We start from the raw sequence: 23,092 nt of genomic DNA on the forward strand, positions 1-23,092 counted from the left end.
CCATTAAAAGACAACCCCCTGAGCTTATTTTTTGATTTCTAGTAATGCTGGGTTATCATTTTCTTTACTATGAATCGGAACTAATCGATCTTTTAGAGCTTCATCAGATAAACGGAAGCTAAGGGTATCGATATTTTCTAATTGAGAGACCCATTCTGTAACATCAAGTTGATACCAAGCGGCACCAGAGATATCGATCTGCCCCAACTTCGTGAACGCTTGTGGATCTGGCTGTGTATTCCATGTGATCGTCCCCTCATCCCATGATGTGTCCTGAGCTCCATAGACGGATACAGGAACACTTGGAACTTCTGGATCACTTATGTCACGATCTACGTAAATTTTGAGTATTACGCTTTTGGTATCTGTTAAGGATGATTGGTTATTTGAAAACTGGATAAAACTCATTCGGTCATAGTTCTGTATAGTTTCTTCAAGCCCCTTTACCTTTAATATGGCGTCACTCCCATAGTTCGTATCTCCATACGAGTCACTCCGGACATGAGCATCTTGGCTTGCTGAAATACTTTCAAGGGACCAGGTAGTGGATAAGTCATAGAGAACATCACTTGCTGAAGCCCAATAATACTCATTTGCAGCAATGGTATTCACTTTGAATCCAATTTTCCCTTTGTTTGTGCCGAAAGATTCTGATGTAAACGTAATCTCTCCGTTTTCATCAGTTGTGCCACTAACCACTTTGCCGCTCAGATACTCAAAACGACCGCTTATGTTCGCTATTACAGGTGATTTCGTCTTTTGATCGATGACTTGTAAGGAGACATGTGCTTTTCCATTTTCATAGGTTATCGAAGCATCTCCGATTATCATTGGGTTTAAGCTTGATGATTGTGTTGTCGTAGAAGTAACGGATGAAACTGGACCAATGTTTCCTCTCACATCTACAGCTGCCACTTTGTAATAGTAGGTGGTGTCTGCCATCAAACCGCTATCTACAAAAGATAATCTTCTACTAGAACCAGCTAAGTTACTCTCATTAGGAGTGAATTCAGCATTGAGACCACGATAAATGTTATAATGTTCCACTTCGTAATTGTCATAAGCTCTTCCATAGTCTAAAAGAATAGATTGATAACTAAGTGTTGATGCATTTGGTTGACGATCCACCATGGATGGAGGATCAGTATCATGCGGCGGTTGCCATAACACACCGTCACTACTCCATTCAGATGGTAAGTAACGGATCGTGTCATAATGATGTAGAGCGATCCCTCCGAAAGAGCTATACCCATTCATGGAGGCATACACTTTATCCAGTTCCGCTTCCATGTACGTTCTGCCTTCTTCTCTGAAGGAAATGAGCTCTGGATCTCCTCCATCGGCAATGTCCTTGGTTTCGACACCAATCACAACAGAGTTTGGTTTACCGATCGTTTCGGCATATTCGATTTCACCTCGGGCTCTTTCAATAATGCCGTTTGACCTTTCGGCAAAATCGCGATAATCCATGATCGAAATATAATCAAGGATATCTTGGATATGTTGGGATAGCCATTTTGTTTGTTCAGCGCCTTCTTCAAGTTTTGGTCCCCATGTAATGGCTTCAGCGTATTGTGAGCTATCATACCAGTTTGGAATGGCTGCTCCAATCAACAAGCTTGAATCGGAAACTTTTTTCAGATTCACCGTTTTCTCTAATAAATCGAGATACTGAAGCTGTAAGGAAGGTTTTTCTGTCTTAAATTGAGAGGCAATATAGGGCTCAATATCAATGTTCACCCCATCAAATTGTTCAGCTTGTTTGGAAGAGAGGTTATAGTTAATAATGTTTTCAACTTCTTTTAGTGCTACATCATGATATCTTTCAAAAGCTCCAAAGTGAGGTGGTTTGGTGCCCCCAGCAATGAGCGCGTGAATTTTATAGCCATTGTCGTGTGCCCAGGAGATGAGGTCCCGAACTCGATCTCTTTCGTCTTCTAACATATCAACACCGAAGTACTCATCTACCCCTAAATACAACGTTGTAATCGGGTCTTGGTTAAATGTTGTGGTGTCCTTTGCCATTGCATCTAATACCTTTCGAGACCCTTCATTGAAAATTAAATTGTAAGATGCATTTTCCCAGATCCACATCGCACGGTCTTGTTTTTCAAAATTCGTAGAGGATGGTCTCCCTTCCCCTGTTCTCACATAGACCGTTGAACTATAACCTGTATTCCCGATAGAATCCACAGCCTTCGCTTCTAAACTATATGTCTTGTCTTTATCCATAGGGAGTTTAAGTTGATGAGAATAGTTATTTTGGTTTTGTTTTTGAGCAGAGACCCATTCATTACCATTAATTCGAATATAGACCGCTTCAATTGTATTTTTCCCTGAGGCATTGATGTTGACCTTAGTATGCTTTTTTATCGTTGTATTGGTTTCTGGATCGAGGATTGTTACAGCAGGTATGTTCGCTTTTTTATTATCCACGGAGAGTAGGACTGGTTCAGACCATGAAGTATATCTTGTTAAGGTGTTCGTTCCTCTTGCTACAATTTCGATTTCGCCGTCATAAGGACGTGTATCTAGCTCATAGTACCATTCCCCTGTATGGGTTTGGCTTGAATCTGGAACCATCTGAGCTTGTGAAACCTTCATGCCATCAATAATAAGTTGAATGTTTGAAACATCTGAGTAAGACCCTGATATTCGTACAGTCCCAACTGGTAAATTGGCTCCACTATCATGTGATGTAATGGTTAAAGAAGATACAGCATACCCCGTGTTAGGGGTAACACCGTTGAAGAATAGAAGAGGGAGTAACAATACAAAAGCAACCATCAGTCTAAGTCGTATCCATTTTTTCATAGAAAGACCACCTTATCCTTAAATTTTGAATACAAAAAACCATAAATCCACCACCTTTACGATGAATTTATGGTTCATATTTTGAATATAGACTGACCGTTAAATGTCCTTTAATAGAAATGGTTATTTAGCACTATACTAGTTTTCTATTGAACACTAGATTGTTTAGATAGCCACTTTTGTAAGTTCGCTTCCACAAAATCGTCATCCGTAAGGTGGTGGTATTGCGCATATATGCGTTCGATTTCTTCTGATTGTTTAGGGCTTAAGACATCATGATCACTTAGACATGTGTTTGCTGCCAGAAGACCTTGCCTTCTTAACACTTCATTGATCCCTGCAATACACCCCTTAAATTGATGAGCAGCGTCAAAGAGAGCCGCGTTACTATCGGTCACTTGAGTAGCGGTAGTCAGTAACGTTGTAGGAAGAACCAGATGATTACGAACTTTCTTTAACTCCTCAAATTGTTCTACAGCTTTCGAGGTCCATACAGCCCAGTGACCTAGCAGACCACCTACAATGGGCTTTGTTACAGGGCTGCCATCAACTATAAATTCATATTTCGTAAGCAGATCTACGACTATATTGTCATCATTACCTGTATAAAGAGCAATTTCATCTCGACGACTTGAATGACACACAGCCCTCACAACATCCAGGGTTTGATAGCGGTTAAAAGGGGCCATTTTGATCGCACATACCCCTTCAATTTCAGCGAATTGTTCCCAGAATTCATAGCTGAATGTTCTTCCTCCTACAGACGGTTGAAGATAGAATCCGAATACCGGGATGACTTTAGCAATCTGTTTAATGCGCTCTAGGTGCTCACTTTCAGATAAATCAAGTCCTCCCATACTTACGAGTCCAAAATCATACCCTATGTCTTTTGAAAAAGTAGCTTCTGAAACCGCCTGATCGGTTGGTCCACAAATTCCTGCTACTTTCAAAAAAGGGCGATCTAGATTGGCATGTTCAACTTCTTCAATAGCCATTTTGAGAACCTTTTTATATAAATCTATCTCAGGGTCTCGTATTTCAAATTGTGTGGTGTGTACACCTACGGCTATCCCTCCCGCTCCACTATCCATATAATATCTAGTTAATGCGCGTTGCCTCGTTTCATCTAGAGTTTTGCTCTTCGTCAAAGCTAAGGGGTGAGCTGGAATAACCGTTCCTTCATGAAGCAATGTCCATTTCTCTTGTGATAGACGTGTATCCACTTAAAACTTCCCCTCCCTTTCTTGGAAATGGGTAGGTTTGTCAATTACTTCCCCATCATTTTCAATCCACCCTGCTGTCCATTCAATCATTTCGCGAATTGTAACGCTTGGATATCCAAATAGCTTATGAGCTTTTGATGCATTACTCAATAAAGCAGTGTTTTGCTCTTTTCCGATTATATAAGGTTTTGTATTAAATAACTCTCCAAATCTTTCAGCAGCCCATCGAATGGACATCGTTTCAGGACCTGTGACATTAAGTGTTTCTGGCGGTGAGCTACAATACAGTAAAGAACGAATGGCCATTTCATTGGCATCCCCTTGCCAAATGACATTCGCATGGCCCATCGTTACGTCAACAGGTTTTCCTTCTTTGACGGCTTTTGCAATTTCAAGTAGGACCCCATAACGAAGATCGATTGCATAGTTCAAACGGAAATGAAGTTGTGGAATGTTATATTTGTGTGAGAAATAGGTAAATACACGTTCACGACCAAGGCACGACTGAGCATACTCGCCAACTGGACCTGTGGGATGTTCTTCTGATACTCCTCCGTTGACGACCGGAGAAAGAGGATAGACATTTCCAGTTGAAAACGATACAATACGAGAGTTTTTAAATCTCTCTGCAACACGACCAGGTAAATAAGCATTCATCGCCCATGTAAAATGTTCATTCCCCGTAGTTCCGAATTTATGTCCCACCATATATATGATATTTTTCACATCAGGCAATTCTTTTAGCTGCTGGTCGTCCATTAGGTCCGCAGCAATTGTCTCAATGCCACACCCTTCAAGTTCTCGTTGAAGTGAACCTTTAGAGAATCTAGACACAGCATAGATCCTCTTTGGGTTTTGAGATGCATTTACTGCATTTTTAGCAAGTTTGGCTAAGGTAGGACCCATTTTCCCTCCTACGCCTAATATCATGATATCTCCATCAAGTAAGGACAGATCTCGTATTAAACTGACAGATGGTTCACACATTTTTTGCTCTAAATCAAGAATGTTATTCACTATATTAGCCCCCTCCTATCCCATTTACCTTCATCTTATGGGAAGGATTGAAGGGGAACAATGTCTTTAATAGGACCTTAATTCTTAATGGAGTTTCTTGTTGTATTAAACTTCATAAAAAAAACACGCATCCAATCGGAAACGTGTCTCTTGATTTAAGCTTTATTGTAATGATCAGGAGATACTTGATAATCAGGATTACTAGCTTCATAGCCATCATATGTGTTTACGCTTGTGTCACCATCACCATCTCTCCAGTATCCTTCTATCCACTGTCCATCTCTCCAATGGCCCTCAACCCAATGAGCGTCTACATGGTGTGAATTAGGATTTTCTACACTGATTGTTTCTTGTTCAACCTCTTGCATCAATGGAGTATGATTTGTGTTAGAATCAATTGCCACATTATTTGTTGGTGTTGTTACTCCATTATTACCACCTTCGTTTCCATTAACATCGACAACATCCGCTACATCCAACAAACTAACACCTAAAGCACCAATGGCAGCAGTTTTCCCTAAATCTCTTGCTCCACGTTTCCAACGTTCTGGATCATCCTCTAGTAAACCTCCACCAACTTCGCCAGCACTTTTTGTCACGCCTTTTACAGTGCCATAAACTGCTCTTCCAGTGTTTCCTGCTCCTGTGCCGATATTATGAAATCCTTCATCTATTTTCGAGTCATCCTTGGTTATCATACCTTCTCCTATGTCCCATGCACCTTGTGTAACATTCCCTAGTTGTTCTCCCATATATGTAGAAGACTTATAGATCCCTTCACCAACTTCACTTACAAACTTACTGCCTGTTACTTCTCCGACAACACCAACTGCTCCTCCTACTACACCGCCTGCTACTTGTCCAACACCTTTACCAAGATCTTTCCAAAAACTCATTCTGACACCATCTCCTATTATTTAATTTTAATCTTGATTAGAATATATATTTAGATAATAAAAAAGCAACTCTAATATAATAGAGTTGCCAAAAACGTTATTTACACTTGGCAACCCGGCTATCATAGTCTACACACCTTAGATCCGTGGCTTTGCGTCCTCATTTTTCAATGAGTTTGCCTTTATCTAATTTTCAGGTAATTATTACTAGGTATATTTTATTATAATAATAGAAAGATGGAAAGTATTTTTAGAAAAATATATCTAGATTATTTGATATTCCTCAATCTTTCCCTTATCCTATATCTACAAAAGATGTTTTTAAGATACTTGTTTTGGGTACATATTACTAAGGGCTAAAGTTGGGGGAATTGTTCTTGAAAAAGAAACTAAGTTATGTAGAAAAAGAATTATTTGAGAGGGAATTAAACAGACTTATACAATTACGTAAGCAGATAAACGAGACCACTTCACCTTATTTACCCCAGCTCGATTCTCAAATAGATTTACTCAAAAATGTACTCGAAGAATCAGAAATGGATATAAAAATCTCATTTAATTCTTTAGAGAAACAATAAGTCATATAGACTAACAAGACACGTGCCTAATCGGGCACGTGTCTTGTTTTCGTAAAAATGCCTTCGTAAAAGTGCCTGACCCCCACCACTTTAACGTGTTATCACAGTGGGGGTCAGGCACTTTTTTAGGCACTTTTTTAATTTTGACCTATCAATCTCGCTTTGACAGGGTCATTTATATTAAATTCGTCTCCTAAATGAAATTTAACAGAGTTCAAACGTGTTTGTTCATCAGAACGAAAAACAAGGTTCCACTTTGGGTTTCCCATCTCGACTCTTTCACTATTTTGCTCAGCAATATTGAGATCCAAAATGTAACGAAGAGACTTGAGATCTTTTTCACTAAACGGCAATAGGATTTCCATTGTTTTGATAAACGTATGCTCTTCTTCTGTTACAACCTCAGTTCTTTTCTGCAATTCGATCTTAAACTTCCATGGAGTAGAAATAAAAGTTCTTCGTTCACCTTCGCTGACTTTCCATCCTATTTCTTGTGCCTTTTCCACCGTTTGAGAGTACTCAGATTCATCAACCAAAATTCCAATATGGTCAAAGGTATCTCGTTTCCCCTGACCAAATGTAATGTTGGTTTGTCCTTTAACCATTTGTATAATTCTAAATCGAACTTCTTCATCTCTAAAGTCTTCCCATTCCAAGGGAGGCTTAAAGGTTTGCATTTCCCCTTTATAATTCCCTACTCTTAGATTTGTTTCAAAACCTAACTCCTGATAAAACCTCTCCATCTCCTCCGGTTTATCTGTCCACCAATGATAATGAAATAATTGCATGTAGAATCTCCCTTCACAAATTTTAATCTATTTATAAAGTACAACTCTTACTAGCTTCTTGCTTCAGGACATTGATGTAAGTTTATTACGACTTTTGACTGAGTTGTTTCTTAAATTTAACTTACAGCACACATCAAAAAAGATCACCTTCAAGTGATCTTTTTTATCCTTCAATACCTAATGGTTCTTTCTAGAATCCTAAAAATTCACTCCAAATTTTTATGGCTGAACCTAAAATTAAGACAGCTAGAATTCCTTGAAGTATTTTTGTATTTACTTTTTTACCAGCATTTGCACCTAGTGGTGAAGCAAGTAAACTTGCCACGATCATAATAGCGGCTGGGATATATTCCACTTGGCCGGTTGTCACTTTACCAATTGTCGCTCCAATTGATGATATAAAGGTGATTGCTAATGAGGTTGCAATTGTCATTCTCGTTGGGATTTTCAATACAACAAGCATAATGGGCACAAGAATAAATGCCCCAGCCGCTCCTACAATTCCGGCACCAATTCCTACTATAAAAGCTAAAATTGCAGCTAACCACTTGTTAAAAGTCACTTCGTCAAGTGGAATATCGTCTTGGCCCTTACTCGGAATAAACATCATTATAGCTGCAATCGTAGCTAATCCTCCATAAACTAGGTTTACTGCATCCTCAGACATTAACATTGATCCATATCCTCCAATAAAGCTTCCCGCTAAAATACTAATTCCCATATAAATAATTAGCGTTTTATTTAAATATCCACCTTTACGATAAGCCCAAACGCCACCAATTGTTGCAAAAAATACTTGAACTGCACTAATTCCAGACACCTCATGAGCAGTAAAAGCCGTAAAACCAAGGAGAGGAGGAATATATAAAAGCATTGGATATTTTATAATTGATCCACCGATTCCAACCATTCCAGATACAAATGATCCAGCAAATCCGATAAGGAAAATGGTTAGTAGAAACATGAAGTCCACCTATTACTCCTCCTTTAAACAATGAAGGGTACGTTAAGTACCCTTCAATTTAATTCATATTACACCAATTACTTTATTAACTATTCTCGAATGGCACAGCGATTTGGACCAATTTCCATTTCTCTTTGTTCTTCATCATCAGGGTTCTGTTTACCCATATTTGTCTTACGAATATTTTCATAAGAGTTTGGCTGTGGTGGTAAATTGTCTGTAACTGCACTTCTAAATTCACTTTCATCTTGAATGTTTAAGCCATGATTTTCTTTGAATAAAACACCTAATTTTTCAGACACACTACCATCTTCATTCATTTCCTTGATCCCCATGTAATGAGCAGGAAGGACAAGTAAATCATCAGCAAGCTCTTTGTAACGTTCATAAAGGGTGTTTCTTAAATCTCCTACCCAATCCTCTGCTTTTCCTGCTAAATCTGGGCGTCCAATAGAATCAATAAATAAAATATCTCCGGTCATTAAATATTGATCATCTACAATAAATGACGTGCTTCCAATCGTATGACCAGGAGAGTATATGGCTTTAATTGTTACATCGCCAACGTTTACTTCATCCCCATCTTGAATAGGGGAATAATCAAATGTAACTTCACCAGCATCTTTAGGTGGCAGATAGTACGTAGCTCCCGTTTTATCTGCAAGCCTTTTCCCGCCTGAAATATGGTCAGCATGCAAGTGCGTATCAAGCACATGCTTAATCTTAATATTGTGTTGATTGATAAACTCATCATATTGCTCAATCATCCGGTTTGTATCGATAATTGCAGCTTCACCATTGGATTCGATGATATAAGACAAGCACCCTTTACCAATACGAACAAATTGGTGAAGACTACCACCTGATACATCTCCAATTTTAATGGGTTCTAGATGTTCACTATAGGCTTTCATGCCACCTTCAATCGAATAAACGTTATCATACCCTTCTTCTGCAATTTGTTCAGCAACAAACTGAGAGGAGCCACCTTTAGCACAAATCACATAAATCGGTTCATCTTTGGGTATTTTATCCATTATCGGATCGATACCTTCCATTAAATCGAAATAGGGTTGATTAATGATTTCAACCGTTTCTCCCTCTACCTTCCAATCATCAAAATCATCCGTGTTTCGCACGTCTAAAATAAATACACGTTCACCATTTAAAATTTTCTTAGTGATTTCTTTGACAGATATCCCTTTAACATCTGCACTCATAACATTCACACCTTTTCTTTAAAAAGTTAGAGTTACATTTGCATCTTTAGCAAAATTTAAAAATGATGCCGCCCCACCTACATCAATTCCTTCTACAAAATGCTCTTTCTCTAAACTCATGACATCCATAGTCATTTGACAAGCGATCATCTTAACATCCATTTCCTGTGCCATACCTAACAACTCTTCTACCGGTGGTACATTCGCCTTTTTAAACCCTTCTTGATAATGCTCAGTTCCGGCAGGCATCGGTAATTGCTTATGAGCTTCTTTATGAATAAGATTTAGTCCTTCAAATGTAAAGAAAACCCCTACCTCAGCATCTGATGCAGCAGCTGCAGTTGCAATATTTAAAACTTTATAGGCATCAAACATTCCACCATTTGCGGCGATAATAGCTACTTTCATGTGAATTCCTCCTTATTGTTTTGTGTTCATTGGACCTTTCCAGTCTTTCATTCCGGGCACAACATTCTTAACATTTCCAAAGCCTTTTTCTGTTAATTTCTGTGCTGCTAAATCACTTCTATTTCCTGTCCGACACACGATATTCAACTCATCGTTCTTCTCTAATTCTTCAAATCGATTTTCGAGTTCATCTAACGGAATATTAACTGCACCGGGAATATGACCAAAAGCATACTCGGCAGGCTCACGTACATCCAAGATCTGTACTTCCTCATTTCCTTCAACTTTAGCCAATAAGTCATCTAAACTTAAAATATCTTCATGCTTAGTCTCAGCTTTTTCTTCATCAGCACTCGCTTTTCGTAAATAATGTTTGAGAACTTCATCATGTTCTTTTGTTCCTAAGTATTGATGTCCTGTACTCTCAGCCCATGCTTTGATATCCGCAGTTGAGCCTTTATCTGTTGCCTGGATTTCCATCACTTGTCCAGGTTCAAGGTTTTGAATTTCTTTTTTTGTTTTCACAATTGGCATTGGGCATGCTAGCCCTTTGGCATCCAATTGTTTATTAACGGTTACCTCCACAAAAATAAATACCTCCTTTTTGGGTTATTATTTAGCAACCTCTCCATTTCATTCTGGTTAATGGAAACAAGAGATAAAAAAAGACACACGTTCAAAAATGAACGTGTGCCATTATTATTTTTCAAAGCTTCATTTCCCATCCACAACTTCTTTCAAAATCTCATAAGACCGTTTCTGCTTATCACGGTCATATATATAAGAGACAGCCATAATTTCATCGACATTATACTTTTCTTGAAAAGAAGTTAACTGTTCACGAATCGTGTTTTTACTACCTTTTAATGTCATACTAGACATCGTTGAGGCAGCTTGTTTCTCGGTTGGTCTCCAAATCTTGTCCATATCTTCTACTGGAGGACTTAAAGGATTTTGCGTACCGCGTATGACATTCAGAAAGAACTGCTGCATGGTTGTTTCTTCCCTGTCTGCTTCTTCATCACTCTCAGCGGCGATGACATTAAGACCTACGATCACATAAGGTTCATCCAAGTATTCGGATGGCTCGAAACGATCACGGTAAATTGCTAAAGCTTCTTCCATATGAGCTGGCGCAAAGTGGGACGCAAACGCATAAGGTAAGCCTAGTTTTGCTGCTAATCGAGCTGAATCAGTCGAGGAACCAAGGATATAAATTGGAACATTCGTTCCTACACCAGGGTGTGCTTTCACATAATCTTGAACCTCTTTCTCTCCGAAGAATTTTTGTAAAGTCTCCACATCCTGAGGAAAGGAATAAACCGTATTACTCTGTGATCTTCTAAGAGCACTTGCTGTTAATTGGTCTGTACCCGGAGCTCGTCCAAGTCCTAAATCAACACGATTTGGATAGATCGTTTCCATTGTTCCAAATTGCTCGGCTACGACTAATGGAGAATGGTTAGGGAGCATTACCCCGCCTGATCCCACACGAATTTTCTTTGTATGCTCTAATGTATGCTTTATTAAAATGGAAGTCGCAGAGCTTACTAGCGTAGAAGTATTATGATGCTCTGCAATCCAATAGCGAATATAACCCATCTTTTCAGTAGCTTGTGCTAAATCAACCATAGCCTCTATAGCTTCAGAAGAGCCCTCTCCTTCACGAATCGGAACTAGGTTGAGAACGGATAATGGTATTTGTATAGTAGACATTTGATTTGTCCTTTCTTGTTAAAGTTTCAAAAGCTATACTTCATAGGGTACAAAAGCATTCTAGTAAATGTAAAACTATATGCATGAAGGTAAAGAATAAAGTCTTATTTATTGACATATGTCTTGGATACCCGGATCTGATTGCTATAAGTTTTGTTCATCTTTTTCCTTTTATGCACGATTAGAAGCTCCGCTAATCTATGTATTTTTTTGTTAGAGGTAAACAGGCTATGTTTATGGAATAATATGTATGATGGATGATGATGTTTTGGAAGGAGAGGTGTTTATGAATACTGTACTTAGAATAATGGGGATCATAGCCATAATCACAAGCATAGTAGTAGGAGTATCAACAAAATCATTCTTTGGTTGCTTATTTTGGGTCACTGGTGGAGCATGTATTGCAGTAATCTTATTTGCATTAGACATTATCATAGATAATCAAAAACATATATCTGAGCTTCTACAGCAACAATCTGTCCACACTAAAAAGCTTCGTACAGCATATAAAACATGTCCAAAATGTGGTTATGAGCATGAAGAAACACGTAAATCTTGTCCAAAATGTGGGCATAGAGAGCGTAATTTAACTATGGAGAATAAGCTGGGCTCGTAGCTCTTTTCATATGAGCGTTAAACTTGGATATTTGAGCGGTACGATGGATATTAGAGCGAGTCCAATGAAAATATGATCGGTAAATTAAACTAATGATCGTTTTGAAGTAAAAATGAGCGCATCTTAAATTTTATGATCGCTTCCCCACGTTTATGAGCATTCCACCTCAAACACAAAAAATCCCCCTAGTAGCCAAAAGCCACTATAGGGGGTTTTTCATTTTTAATACACCGACGTATTCTCTTTCGTCATATTCTCCAAAATCTCTTTCACACGAGCTAGGAAATTACCACAAACAAGTCCATCTAGTACACGGTGGTCTAGGGACAAGCATAGGTTTACCATGTCACGTGCTGCGAACATGCCGTTCATGAATACTGGACGTTTTACAATGGATTCAACCTGTAGGATTGCTGCTTGTGGGTGGTTGATGACGCCCATTGACTGCACGGAACCGAATGAACCTGTGTTGTTCACGGTAAATGTGCCGCCTTCCATATCTGCGGATGTTAGCTTGCCATCGCGGGCCTTTTTCGCTAGGTCTGTAATGTCCTTCGCGATGCCTTTGATGCTCTTTTCGTCTGCGTCTTTGATGACTGGGACGAAAAGTTGGTTTCCGCTTGCAACAGCAATGTTTAAGTTGATCGCTTTGCGTTGGATAATCTTATCGCCAGCCCATGTGCTGTTAAGCTCTGGGAATTCTTTAAGTGCTTGTGCTACGGCTTTTACGAAGAAAGCGAAGTACGTTAGGCTGAAGCCTTCTTTTTGTTTGAACTCGTCTTTTTTCGCATTGCGTAGTTCAGCAAGGTTGGTTACATCTACTTCAACTGTCATCCAAGCGTGAGGGATTTCAGTTTTGGATTTAACCATGTTCTGTGCAATAGCTTTACGCACGCCTGTTACTGGGATTTCTACATCGCCTTCTTGCGCTGTAGGTTGTGGGCCAGATTGTGCAGGTTGTGCGCTTGCAGCTGCTGGTTGAGATGGTGCTGCAGGTTCTTCTTGTTTTGGAGCCTCTTGTTTCGCTGGTTCAGGCTGTTTGTCACCTGCTTTTGGAATGTCGCCAGATGCGATAATCTTTTCAAGGTCCTTACGTGTAATACGTCCGCCACGTCCAGATCCTTTTACTTTATTGAGATCAATGTCGTTCTCTTGAGCCATTCGTAATACAGCTGGTGAGTAACGTTTCTTCATTGGTTGATCTTCATCTGCTTGATCCTCAGCATCGCCCACAGCTTCTTTTTCCACTGGAGCTTCTGGCTTGTCCTCGCCTGTATCATCTGAGGAAGCTTCTTCGCCTCCTCCTTCTGTTTCGATATAGCACATAAGCTCGCCGACTTCGATTGTGTCGCCTTCGCTTGCTACAAGTTCAGTAATTTTACCTGTGAAAGAGGATGGAACCTCTGCGTTTACTTTATCTGTCATAACCTCAGCGATTGGGTCATATTTGTTCACCGTGTCACCTGGTTCAACTAGCCATGAGCTAATTGTACCTTCCGTTACACTCTCACCGAGCTGAGGCATATTGATTTTTTCTTTAGCCAATGCAAACCCTCCTTAAAATTCAGCTAGATCACGCATTGCTTGTTCAACTTTATCCGGATTCATCATGAAGTATTTCTCCATTGTTGGAGCATATGGCATGGATGGTACATCTGGTCCAGCCAAGCGTTGAACAGGTGCATCAAGATCGAATAGGCAGTTTTCTGCGATAATCGCAGATACCTGGCCGATGATGCTTCCTTCTTTGTTGTCTTCTGTTACAAGAAGTACTTTACCTGTTTTCTTCGCTGCTTCAATGATTGCTTCCTGATCAAGTGGATACACTGTGCGTAGGTCTAAGATGTGTGCGTCAATGCCTTCTTCAGCTAGCTTTTCAGCAGCTTGAAGCGCAAAGTTTACACATAGGCCGTAAGTGATAACGGTTACGTCAGATCCTTCACGTTTCACATCAGCTTTCCCGATTGGAAGTGTGTAATCGTCCTCAGGTACTTCGCCTTTGATTAGACGATAAGCACGTTTATGCTCAAAGAATAGGACAGGATCATCATCACGAATCGCTGCTTTTAATAGTCCTTTTACATCGTAAGGCGTTGAAGGCATTACGATTTTAAGACCTGGTTGGTTCGCAAATACAGACTCTACAGATTGAGAGTGGTATAGTGCGCCGTGTACGCCGCCACCGTATGGAGCACGGATTGTCATCGGTGCGCTCCAATCATTGTTTGAGCGGTAACGCATTTTAGCCGCTTCAGAAATAATTTGGTTTACAGCAGGCATGATAAAGTCAGCGAACTGCATCTCAGCTACTGGGCGCTTTCCGTACATCGCTGCACCAATTCCAACACCAGCAATTGCAGATTCAGCAAGTGGTGTGTCGATTACGCGCTCTTCACCGAATTCGTCATAAAGACCATCAGTAGCACGGAATACGCCTCCGCGCTTTCCGACGTCTTCTCCTAATACAAATACATTTTCATCACGTTGCATTTCTTCTTGTAACGCTTTCGTTACAGCTTGTATATAAGACATTACAGGCATAGTCGTTTCCCCTCCTTACTCATTCTCAGCATAAACGTACTTCAATGCACTTTCTGGCTCAGCGTATGGTGCATTTTCAGCGTAGTCTGTCGCATCATTAATGATTTTTGTAAGTTCTTCTTCCATCTCTTTTTCTTTATCTTCTGTTAGCACGCCAGCATCTTGAAGATACTTTTTGAATGTAATTAGAGAATCTTTTTTCTTCGCCTCTTCTACTTCTTCACGCTCACGGTACGTACGGTCATCGTCGTCACTGGAGTGTGGTGTTAGACGGTAAGAAACCGTTTCAATTAATGTTGGGCCTTCACCGTTACGAGCACGGTCAGCTGCAGCTTTTACCGCTTCGTAAACAGCTAATGGATCGTTTCCGTCAACTGTGAAGCCTGGCATACCATACCCTACAGCACGGTCTGATACATTTTTAGATGCAATCTGCTTTTCCTGTGGTACAGAGATTGCGTATTTGTTGTTTTCTACCATTGTGATAACCGGTAGCTTGTGAACTCCTGCAAAGTTAAGGCCTTCATGGAAATCTCCTTGGTTAGAAGACCCTTCACCTAGTGTTACAAGAGATACGATATCTTTTTTCTCCATCTTAGAAGCAAGTGCTACACCTACTGCGTGTGGAACCTGCGTTGTTACAGGAGAGGATCCGGAAAGAATGCGGTTTTTCTTTTGCCCGAAGTGACCTGGCATCTGACGTCCGCCAGAGTTCGGGTCTTCTGCCTTTGCAAAACCAGAAAGCATAAGATCTTGAGCTGTCATACCGAATGCCAGGACAACGCCCATGTCACGGTAGTATGGTGCTACATAGTCTTTCTCACGATCTAGAGCAAAAGATGCTCCAACCTGTGCTGCTTCTTGTCCCTGACAGGAGATTACGAATGGAATTTTACCTGAACGGTTTAATAACCACATACGCTCGTCGATTTTACGAGCCATAAGCATTGTGCGATACATGTCTAATACTTGTTCATCTGAAAGACCTAATGATTGATGGCGATTTTCAGCCATAATAGCTCCCTCCTTATTATCCGTGAATTTGTTTTCCGTCTACAGCAAGTGCTGCTTCGCCCATTACCTCTGAAAGGGTTGGGTGTGGGTGAATGCTGTGAGCTACTTCCCAAGGGGTAGCGTCTAGCACTTTGGCTAGGCCAGCTTCTGAAATCATATCGGTTACATGAGGTCCGACCATGTGGACACCAAGTAAGTCATCGTTTTCTTTGTTTGCTACGATTTTGACAAAACCGTCTGTTTCGCCCTGGACAAGTGCTTTCCCGATGGCTTTGAATGAGAATTTACCTGTCTTCACTTCATAGCCTTGTTCTTTCGCTTGTTCTTCAGTTAAGCCAACGCTTGATACTTCTGGATTTGAGTAGATACAAGATGGTACTTGCTCCATATCCATTGGCATCGGGTTCTCCCCGGCCATGTGCTCAACAGCGATAATGCCTTCATGAGATGCAACGTGTGCAAGCTGCATGCCACCGATGACATCACCAATTGCATAAATGTGAGATTCTTTTGTTTGGTAGTATTGATTTGTTTTGATTGCGCCGTTTTCTGTTTCGATATCGGTATTTTCTAAGCCGATGTTCTTTACGTTTGGTGAACGGCCGACAGATACTAGCATGCGATCTGCTGTGTACGTTTGGTTTTCCCCTTTACGCTCAGCTTGGATCTCGATGCCGTCTTCTTTCTTCAATGTTTCCGGCATGACTTTGGCACCTGTCACGATCTTAATGCCTTTCTTCTTCATCAAACGAGTCATTTCCTTGGAAACTTCCTTATCTTCAGTTGGAAGAATGCGATCTAGGTATTCAAGTACCGTTACTTCAACCCCAAAATCAGCTAGCATTGATGCCCATTCGATTCCGATTACGCCGCCACCAACGATCACGATGGAGTTTGGAAGTTCTTGCATGGATAACGCTTCGTCTGAAGTCATCACGTATTGCTCGTCTACATCAAGACCTGGTAATGTACGAGGACTTGAACCTGTCGCAACTAAAACGTTTTTCGGAATAAGCATTGGATTTTCTTCACCATTGTTTAATTCAACAGAGATCGTTCCAGCTGATGGTGAAAAGATACTTGGACCAAGAATGCGGCCAAAACCTTCATACACATCAATTTTGCCTTTTTTCATCAGACCTTGTACACCTTGGTGAAGCGTATCAATGATCGATTGCTTACGTTCCTGAACCTTGAAAAAGTTAAGCGTTGGTTCAGATGTTTCAATACCGAATGAGTCCGCTTCTTTTGTTTGTTTGAACACTTCTGCGCTTCGCAGTAATGCTTTTGATGGGATACATCCCTTATGTAGGCAAGTTCCGCCTAATTTTCCACTCTCTACAATTGCTGTTTTAAGTCCTAGCTGGGAAGCACGAACGGCGGCTACATAGCCACCAGTTCCCCCACCAAGGACGACTAAATCATACTCTTCAGCCATTGGTTTCTCCCCTTTCACCCAATTGGATTGGGATAGGTTTTCGCTTCTTCTTCTTCACGAAGTACGCGTAGTGCGCCTTCTGTTAGTGCTTGTAATTCGTTTTCACCAGGATAGATCAAGCAATCAGCAATCCAGTTCACACGCTCAGAGATTTTAGCTACGAATTCTTTTCCATATGCTAATCCTCCTGTTAATGCGATTGCATCAACTTTTCCGTGTAGAACGGCGCTCATTTGCGCTATTTCTTTAGCAATTTGATAAGCCATTGCATCATACACACGCTCTGCTTCCTCATCTCCAGATTCAATTCGCTTTTCAACCTCTAATGCATCGTTTGTATCAAGGTACGCCATGAACCCGCCTTGTCCTACGAGTTTTTTCATAATTTCCTCACGGTAGTATTCACCAGAGAAGCACAAGGATACTAGATCACCTGCTGGAACCGTTCCTGCACGCTCAGGTGAAAAGGGTCCGTCTCCGTGTAGTCCGTTGTTCACATCAACAACACGGCCTTGTTTGTGAGCTCCTACTGTAATACCGCCGCCCATATGTGTAACGATGATATTTAAGTCTTCGTAAGGACGTGCTAGATCCTTAGCAACTCTTCTTGCTACTGCTTTTTGGTTCAGGGCGTGGAAAATACTCTTGCGAGGAATTTCTGGAACACCTGAGTAGCGAGCGACATTGTCCAGTTCATCTACTACAACTGGGTCAACGATAAAGGATGGAATGTTTAACCCACTTGCAATTTCGCTTGCGATGATTCCACCTAAGTTCGATGCGTGTTCTCCATTGTAGCCCATTTTTAAATCTTCAATCATGGCGTCATTTACTTCATATGTGCCGCCTTCGATGGGGCGAAGAAGACCTCCGCGCCCACACACGGCATCTAGCTTGGATATATTCATTCCTTCATGATCAAGAGCCTCTAAGATGGTATTTTTGCGAAATTCATACTGGTCAATGATCCGGTTGTATTGAGCTGTTTCTTCTACGGTATGGCGAATTGTTTCTTCAAAAATACATTGTTCATTAGAGAAAACACCAATTTTCGTAGATGTAGAGCCTGGGTTGATAACTAAAATTCGATAATGTTGTTGCAAGACCTTGACCTCCATATATATTTTCTCGTGATGTGTGCCTTGTTTTTTAGCGGCGACTTAAGATGTGATGGCCATTTTGTAAGAAAGTAGATTTTGTTTTGCGCATTTTCTCAATACGCTCTTCTGCCATACGGTCAGCAGCCTGATACGTTGGAATGTTGTCACGACGTGAAATATCGAATACGGCCATTACGTTGTCGTAGATTTTTTCTACCTTTGCCATAGCACGTTCCTGGTTGTAGCCGTAAAGTTCGTCAGCTACGTTAATAACGCCACCAGAGTTCACAACGTAGTCTGGCGCATACACAATGCCCATTTCGTGGATCTGATCACCGTGTCGGTTTTCTTTTAACTGGTTGTTTGCAGAACCAACAATCACTTTCGCTTTTAACTGAGGGATTGTTTCGTCGTTAATCGTAGCACCTAGTGCACATGGCGCGTAGATATCACAGTCAACAGAATAGATTTCCTCTGTACCTACAGCTTCTGCGCCAAATTCCTCTACAGCACTCTGAACAGCTTCTTCATTAATATCGGTTACGATTAGCTTTGCGCCTTCGTCATGAAGGTATCTACACATTTTGTAAGCCACGTTTCCAACACCTTGAACCGCTACAACTTTACCTTCAAGAGAGTCAGATCCATATGCTTCTTTGGCTGCAGCTTTCATAGCGCGGTAAACACCATATGCTGTTACTGGAGACGGATCACCAGAAGATCCAAATGCAGGAGAAAGCCCTGTTACATAATCCGTTTCTTCATGAACTAGATCCATGTCAGCTACGTTTATACCCACGTCTTCAGCAGTAATGTAGCGGCCGTTTAGTCCTTGGATATAACGTCCGAACGCGCGGAATAGTTCTTCGCTTTTGTCTTTTTTCGGATCACCCATGATTACGGTTTTACCGCCACCTAGGTTTAAGCCAGCAGCTGCGTTTTTATATGTCATTCCTTTTGCAAGACGTAAAGCATCTTCAATAGCATCTGCTTCTGAATCATAAGTCCACATACGTGTACCACCAAGCGCAGGTCCTAAAGTTGTATCATGAATCGCGATAATCGCTTTTAATCCAGATTCTTTATCCTGACAAATCACCAGTTGCTCATAATCGTATTTCTCCATATAGCTGAAAATTTCCATTGTAATTCCTCCTCAGAATGATTACTCAGACGTTAGTAATGCTAACGCTAATGAATATAGTTTACTCTCTGCTGTATCAGCACGAGATGTTAAAACGATTGGGGCTCTTGCTCCGCTAATCAGACCCGCTACTTTTGCATCTGCAAAGTACATAAATGATTTATAAAGTGCATTGGCTACTTCAATTGCAGGTGCTAATAAAATGTCAGCCTGACCAGCTACTTCTGACTGGATCCCTTTTTGTTCAGCTGCTGCCTTGGACACCGCATTATCAAAAGCTAAAGGACCATCAACGATACACCCTTTGATCTGTCCTCTTTGTTGCATTTGGGTCAGAGCTGCAGCATCAAGGGTAGCTTGCATAGAAGGGTTAATGACTTCTACAGCTGCCAGTGGTGCTACTTTAGGCTCGCTCATTCCAATACCATGTGCAACTTGCACGGCATTTGAAATGATTTGTGATTTCTCTTGAAGTGTAGGCGCAATGTTCATTCCAGAATCGGTTAATAAAAGCAATTCATCCCGATTCGGCATTTCAAACACCGCTACATGTGAAAGGACGTTACCTGTGCGAAGTCCATATTCTTTGTGTAGCACAGCTTTCATAATGCCCTTGGTGTCAATATTGCCTTTCATCACAACATCTGCCTCACCCTTAGACACAAGCTTCACGGCTTCTAAAGCTGCGTCTTCTCCATGTCCCACATCCTTTATTTCAACATTTTGATCCTGGATGTTTAATGAAATGTCCTCTGCAATTCTTTCAATGTCAGATTGGACACCCACGAGAACAAATTGAGCAAGATCATGCTCAAGACCGTGCTGAACAGCTCGTAAAACTTCTTCGTCAGCTGCTTGCGCAACGGCAACCTTACGTTTATTCTCTCGGTTTACTTTTTCAAGTAAAGTAGATAATTTCATATTTGTCACCTTTCTTGCTGGTCTATTTCTCATAGATGCAAAAACCATGCCAACGCTTTATTAATGTAAGCGCTTTACTGGCGGTTTCGCAACTATGCAAGTTCTTTCTCTCTATGAAAATTCTTGCATGCTATTTTTATCAATTCCGTACTTATCCATTTTATAATAGAGGTTACGAATTGAGATCCCTAAGCTCTTTGCTGTTTGGGTTTTATTAAACTGATTCGCCCGAAATGCTTCCATAAGAACTTTCTTCTCATAAGCATCTAACGAATCTTGAAGGGTTCGCCCATTCCAACCTTCCACAATTGGCTCCTCATCCGTATCTTCACTCGATTTAGGATGCTGCCACAATTCAGGAATATGGGTAAGTTGAATCTCTTCTTCGTTTAAGTGCATGTAAATCATCGCCCGACCTATGATGTTTTCAAGCTCACGGACATTTCCCGGCCAGTTATACCCTTCTAGATAACGAAGAGCTTCATCGTTTACTCGAGTGACATTGCGCCCATAATCCTGATTAAGCTTTTGAACTAAGTGATTGACGAGCAACTCGATATCCCCCACTCTTTCACGCAACGGAGGAATAAAAATGGGTAATCGGTTCAAACGATAATAGAGATCCTCTCGGAAGTTCCGATTCATAATCGCTTTTTCCATGTTCACGTTCGTTGCTACAATAACACGCACGTCAATGGAAGTTGGTTTCGTTCCACCCACACGAACGATCTCGTTTTCTTGTAAAACCCTCAAAAGTTTTGCCTGCATGTGTTGTGAAAGTTCGCCGATCTCATCAAGGAAAATACTCCCGTGATTGGCTTCTTCAAACAACCCACGTTTACCGCCTCGCTTCGCACCTGAGAAAGCTCCTTCCTCATAACCAAAAAGTTCGCTTTCTAAAATAGATTCTGCAATGGCTGCGCAATTAACTCGAATGAATTTATTATGGCGACGTTCGCTTTCATTATGAATGGCATGGGCAAAAAGCTCTTTCCCCGTACCAGACTCACCACGCAAAAGAACAGTCGCTGGTGTTTTAGCCCCGACTTTTGCTTGTTCTAGGGCAAGCTTCATCTCAGAGGACTCTCCAACAATGTCATCAAATGTGTACTTGGCTTCAAGATTCCGAATGATCTGCCTAGCTTTCTTTAACTCACTCGTTAAGGACTGAATTTCGGAAACGTCATGGAGAACCCCGACACTTCCTTTCAACTTCCCATCCACAATGACCGGTGCAACATTTACAATAACTTCTTTTTTAGAAGGCCCGACACTCATGCGGACACCTCGAACTGCACGTCTCGTTTGAAGGACGCGCATGTGCATACTTTCACCTTCTGAAATGTCTGCTGTTGCAGGTTTCCCAACGATATCTTTTTCTGTGAGACCTGTTATTTTCGTATAGGCTGGGTTGATCATAATTCCCATACCATGTTCATCTACAACGGATATCGCTTCTTCTGAGGAATTAATAATAGCTTCAAGCATGGTTTTGACTTCTTTTAAGTCTGTCAGCTCTTCTGCTAAATCAACGACTTCCGTAATATCCTTAAATACCGAAAATGCTCCCATTAATTCTTCATTCGGGCCAATTAACGGAATTCTTGTTGTGACAAGCTTTCGTCCATTTTCCAATTCAAGCTTTTGGTTCACTTCTTTCCGACGAACCCTTAAAACATGTGGAAGCCTGGACGTTGAAATTATTTCAGTAACCGGTTTTTCGAGAACATTTTGACGCTTCATCCCAAGAATTCGCTCGGCTCCTCGATTAATAAACGTAACTTCTTCACGATCATTGATGACAATCATGCCATCATGAATCGAGTTCAGGATAAGTTCTTGGTTGTTAGATTGCCGCTGCAATTCTGAGAGAAGGTTGTTCTTCTCTTCAAGTAACTCAGACGTTATGTAGGCGACTGATCCTGGTATGACGACAGTTTTCTTGGGACGAGCCTGCAAAAGCTCTTCAAAAACATCTTCATCACCTGTCGCTTCAATGACGATGTCTATATTTTCATGAATCCAAACCTTCCAATCTTGGCCGGTTTCAATTCCTTTTTCCTTTGCATGCCTGATTCCAGGTGCTTCTTCATTTATATCAATCACAGCCACAATCTCCATTGTAGCCGTTTGACTTAATAACGTTAGTAATGCTGTTCCGCCTTTTCCTCCACCAACGACGAGCACACGTTTCATATACATCATCACCTTGCAAGTATTTGCATATCTTCACTATATACTACTGTGCATTTTTTGGCAAGCAATCATGTATACGCTTTTTTCCTATTAAATTGCCGCGTGCTTTGCTATACTACCAATGGAACCAAAATGCGAAAATATAATTCGAATTACCTCATTAAGGGAGAACAGAACTATGGCACGATTGATTGCTATCATTATTTTATTCTTTCCTGGTGCCCTTGCAGTTTACGGCATCAAAATCATGCGCGATACTTTATTCGGCGTTTTAAATCCTATTTTCTTTCAACTCTGGATTCAATTCACCGCCGGCCTTATATTCTTCGGAGTTGGCTTATGGTTTATTGGTGGGTTCATTTTACACCGTGATCGAAAGCGAAAGAAAACAAAAGGACGTTTTGAGAACAGATCATAATATGAATTGAAGTAAACCTTGCGGGATCTGCAAGGTTTTTCATTTAATAGCAGAGTATATAAACAAGGAGGGACACTGCG

At 40.8% G+C, this 23,092-nt stretch carries 21 protein-coding genes and 1 riboswitch; of the genes, 3 read left to right on the forward strand and 18 right to left on the reverse strand.

The annotated features are described in order from the left end of the window. Window positions 1–24: 24 nt before the first annotated feature. The 4 genes from H514_RS0119770 to H514_RS23580 form a co-directional block, all read right to left on the reverse strand. A complete protein-coding gene (locus tag H514_RS0119770) occupies window positions 25–2,814 on the reverse strand; it encodes a CBM96 family carbohydrate-binding protein (protein ID WP_027448519.1) in 2,790 nt (929 codons plus the stop codon). A 146-nt stretch (window positions 2,815–2,960) separates the two neighbouring features. Continuing rightward, the gene (locus H514_RS0119775) at window positions 2,961–4,037 is read right to left on the reverse strand and encodes a dihydrodipicolinate synthase family protein (RefSeq protein WP_027448520.1); all 1,077 of its coding nucleotides are present in this window, start codon (window positions 4,035–4,037) and stop codon (window positions 2,961–2,963) included. Beyond that, entirely contained in the window at window positions 4,038–5,054 is a 1,017-nt protein-coding gene (locus H514_RS0119780) for an NAD-dependent epimerase/dehydratase family protein (RefSeq protein WP_027448521.1), read from the reverse strand. A 155-nt stretch (window positions 5,055–5,209) separates the two neighbouring features. Then, window positions 5,210–5,950 (reverse strand): hypothetical protein, encoded by a 741-nt coding sequence (locus H514_RS23580; protein WP_036841906.1) that lies wholly within the window; start codon window positions 5,948–5,950, stop codon window positions 5,210–5,212. A 106-nt stretch (window positions 5,951–6,056) separates the two neighbouring features. Further along, window positions 6,057–6,141: riboswitch (cyclic di-GMP riboswitch) on the reverse strand. A gap of 186 nt (window positions 6,142–6,327) precedes the next feature. On the opposite strand from H514_RS23580, the gene H514_RS0119790 reads away from it, so the two are divergent. Then, window positions 6,328–6,528, forward strand: coding sequence for a hypothetical protein (locus H514_RS0119790; protein WP_027448522.1), 201 nt, complete (start codon window positions 6,328–6,330; stop codon window positions 6,526–6,528). A 137-nt stretch (window positions 6,529–6,665) separates the two neighbouring features. Here the strand turns inward: H514_RS0119790 and H514_RS24100 are convergent, their stop codons facing one another. The 6 genes from H514_RS24100 to H514_RS0119820 all read right to left on the reverse strand — a co-directional run bounded on the left by H514_RS24100 (window position 6,666) and on the right by H514_RS0119820 (window position 11,624). Continuing rightward, the gene (locus H514_RS24100; protein WP_051255247.1) at window positions 6,666–7,316 is read right to left on the reverse strand and encodes a VOC family protein; all 651 of its coding nucleotides are present in this window, start codon (window positions 7,314–7,316) and stop codon (window positions 6,666–6,668) included. Window positions 7,317–7,506: 190 nt separating this feature from the next. After that, window positions 7,507–8,280 (reverse strand): sulfite exporter TauE/SafE family protein, encoded by a 774-nt coding sequence (locus tag H514_RS0119800; protein WP_407946817.1) that lies wholly within the window; start codon window positions 8,278–8,280, stop codon window positions 7,507–7,509. Window positions 8,281–8,369: 89 nt separating this feature from the next. After that, window positions 8,370–9,500 (reverse strand): MBL fold metallo-hydrolase, encoded by a 1,131-nt coding sequence (locus H514_RS0119805; RefSeq protein ID WP_027448524.1) that lies wholly within the window; start codon window positions 9,498–9,500, stop codon window positions 8,370–8,372. Window positions 9,501–9,518: 18 nt separating this feature from the next. Next, the gene (locus H514_RS0119810) at window positions 9,519–9,908 is read right to left on the reverse strand and encodes a DsrE/DsrF/DrsH-like family protein (RefSeq protein WP_027448525.1); all 390 of its coding nucleotides are present in this window, start codon (window positions 9,906–9,908) and stop codon (window positions 9,519–9,521) included. A gap of 12 nt (window positions 9,909–9,920) precedes the next feature. Continuing rightward, complete coding sequence (locus tag H514_RS0119815; protein ID WP_027448526.1) at window positions 9,921–10,493, reverse strand: sulfurtransferase TusA family protein; 573 nt, start codon at window positions 10,491–10,493, stop codon at window positions 9,921–9,923. Between the two features lie 129 nt (window positions 10,494–10,622). Continuing rightward, the gene (locus H514_RS0119820; RefSeq protein ID WP_027448527.1) at window positions 10,623–11,624 is read right to left on the reverse strand and encodes an LLM class flavin-dependent oxidoreductase; all 1,002 of its coding nucleotides are present in this window, start codon (window positions 11,622–11,624) and stop codon (window positions 10,623–10,625) included. 286 nt (window positions 11,625–11,910) lie between these two features. Here H514_RS0119820 and H514_RS0119825 point away from each other — a divergent pair, with 286 nt between their 5' ends. Beyond that, on the forward strand, window positions 11,911–12,240 hold the full coding sequence (locus H514_RS0119825) for a zinc ribbon domain-containing protein (protein ID WP_161625886.1): 330 nt from the start codon (window positions 11,911–11,913) through the stop codon (window positions 12,238–12,240). Between the two features lie 222 nt (window positions 12,241–12,462). On the opposite strand, the gene H514_RS0119830 is transcribed toward H514_RS0119825, so the two are convergent. The 8 genes from H514_RS0119830 to H514_RS0119865 form a co-directional block, all read right to left on the reverse strand. Beyond that, entirely contained in the window at window positions 12,463–13,785 is a 1,323-nt protein-coding gene (locus tag H514_RS0119830; RefSeq protein WP_027448529.1) for a dihydrolipoamide acetyltransferase family protein, read from the reverse strand. Window positions 13,786–13,797: 12 nt separating this feature from the next. Beyond that, window positions 13,798–14,781, reverse strand: coding sequence for an alpha-ketoacid dehydrogenase subunit beta (locus H514_RS0119835; RefSeq protein ID WP_027448530.1), 984 nt, complete (start codon window positions 14,779–14,781; stop codon window positions 13,798–13,800). Between the two features lie 15 nt (window positions 14,782–14,796). Next, a complete protein-coding gene (locus H514_RS0119840; RefSeq protein ID WP_027448531.1) occupies window positions 14,797–15,795 on the reverse strand; it encodes a thiamine pyrophosphate-dependent dehydrogenase E1 component subunit alpha in 999 nt (332 codons plus the stop codon). A 16-nt stretch (window positions 15,796–15,811) separates the two neighbouring features. After that, the gene (gene lpdA, locus H514_RS0119845; RefSeq protein WP_027448532.1) at window positions 15,812–17,233 is read right to left on the reverse strand and encodes a dihydrolipoyl dehydrogenase; all 1,422 of its coding nucleotides are present in this window, start codon (window positions 17,231–17,233) and stop codon (window positions 15,812–15,814) included. Window positions 17,234–17,247: 14 nt separating this feature from the next. Then, complete coding sequence (buk, locus tag H514_RS0119850) at window positions 17,248–18,351, reverse strand: butyrate kinase (RefSeq protein WP_036841910.1); 1,104 nt, start codon at window positions 18,349–18,351, stop codon at window positions 17,248–17,250. Between the two features lie 31 nt (window positions 18,352–18,382). After that, entirely contained in the window at window positions 18,383–19,477 is a 1,095-nt protein-coding gene (locus H514_RS0119855; RefSeq protein ID WP_027448534.1) for a Leu/Phe/Val dehydrogenase, read from the reverse strand. 21 nt (window positions 19,478–19,498) lie between these two features. Beyond that, a complete protein-coding gene (yqiS, locus tag H514_RS0119860) occupies window positions 19,499–20,398 on the reverse strand; it encodes a phosphate butyryltransferase (RefSeq protein ID WP_027448535.1) in 900 nt (299 codons plus the stop codon). A 111-nt stretch (window positions 20,399–20,509) separates the two neighbouring features. After that, entirely contained in the window at window positions 20,510–22,594 is a 2,085-nt protein-coding gene (locus H514_RS0119865; RefSeq protein ID WP_027448536.1) for a sigma-54 interaction domain-containing protein, read from the reverse strand. A 178-nt stretch (window positions 22,595–22,772) separates the two neighbouring features. Between H514_RS0119865 and H514_RS0119870 the strand changes: the two genes are divergently transcribed. Further along, a complete protein-coding gene (locus H514_RS0119870; protein ID WP_027448537.1) occupies window positions 22,773–23,012 on the forward strand; it encodes a DUF2627 domain-containing protein in 240 nt (79 codons plus the stop codon). Window positions 23,013–23,092: the final 80 nt, after the last annotated feature.

The sequence above is a fragment of the Pontibacillus marinus BH030004 = DSM 16465 genome, assembly GCF_000425225.1.
In the GTDB taxonomy this organism is placed as follows: Bacteria; Bacillota; Bacilli; order Bacillales; family BH030062; genus Pontibacillus; species Pontibacillus marinus.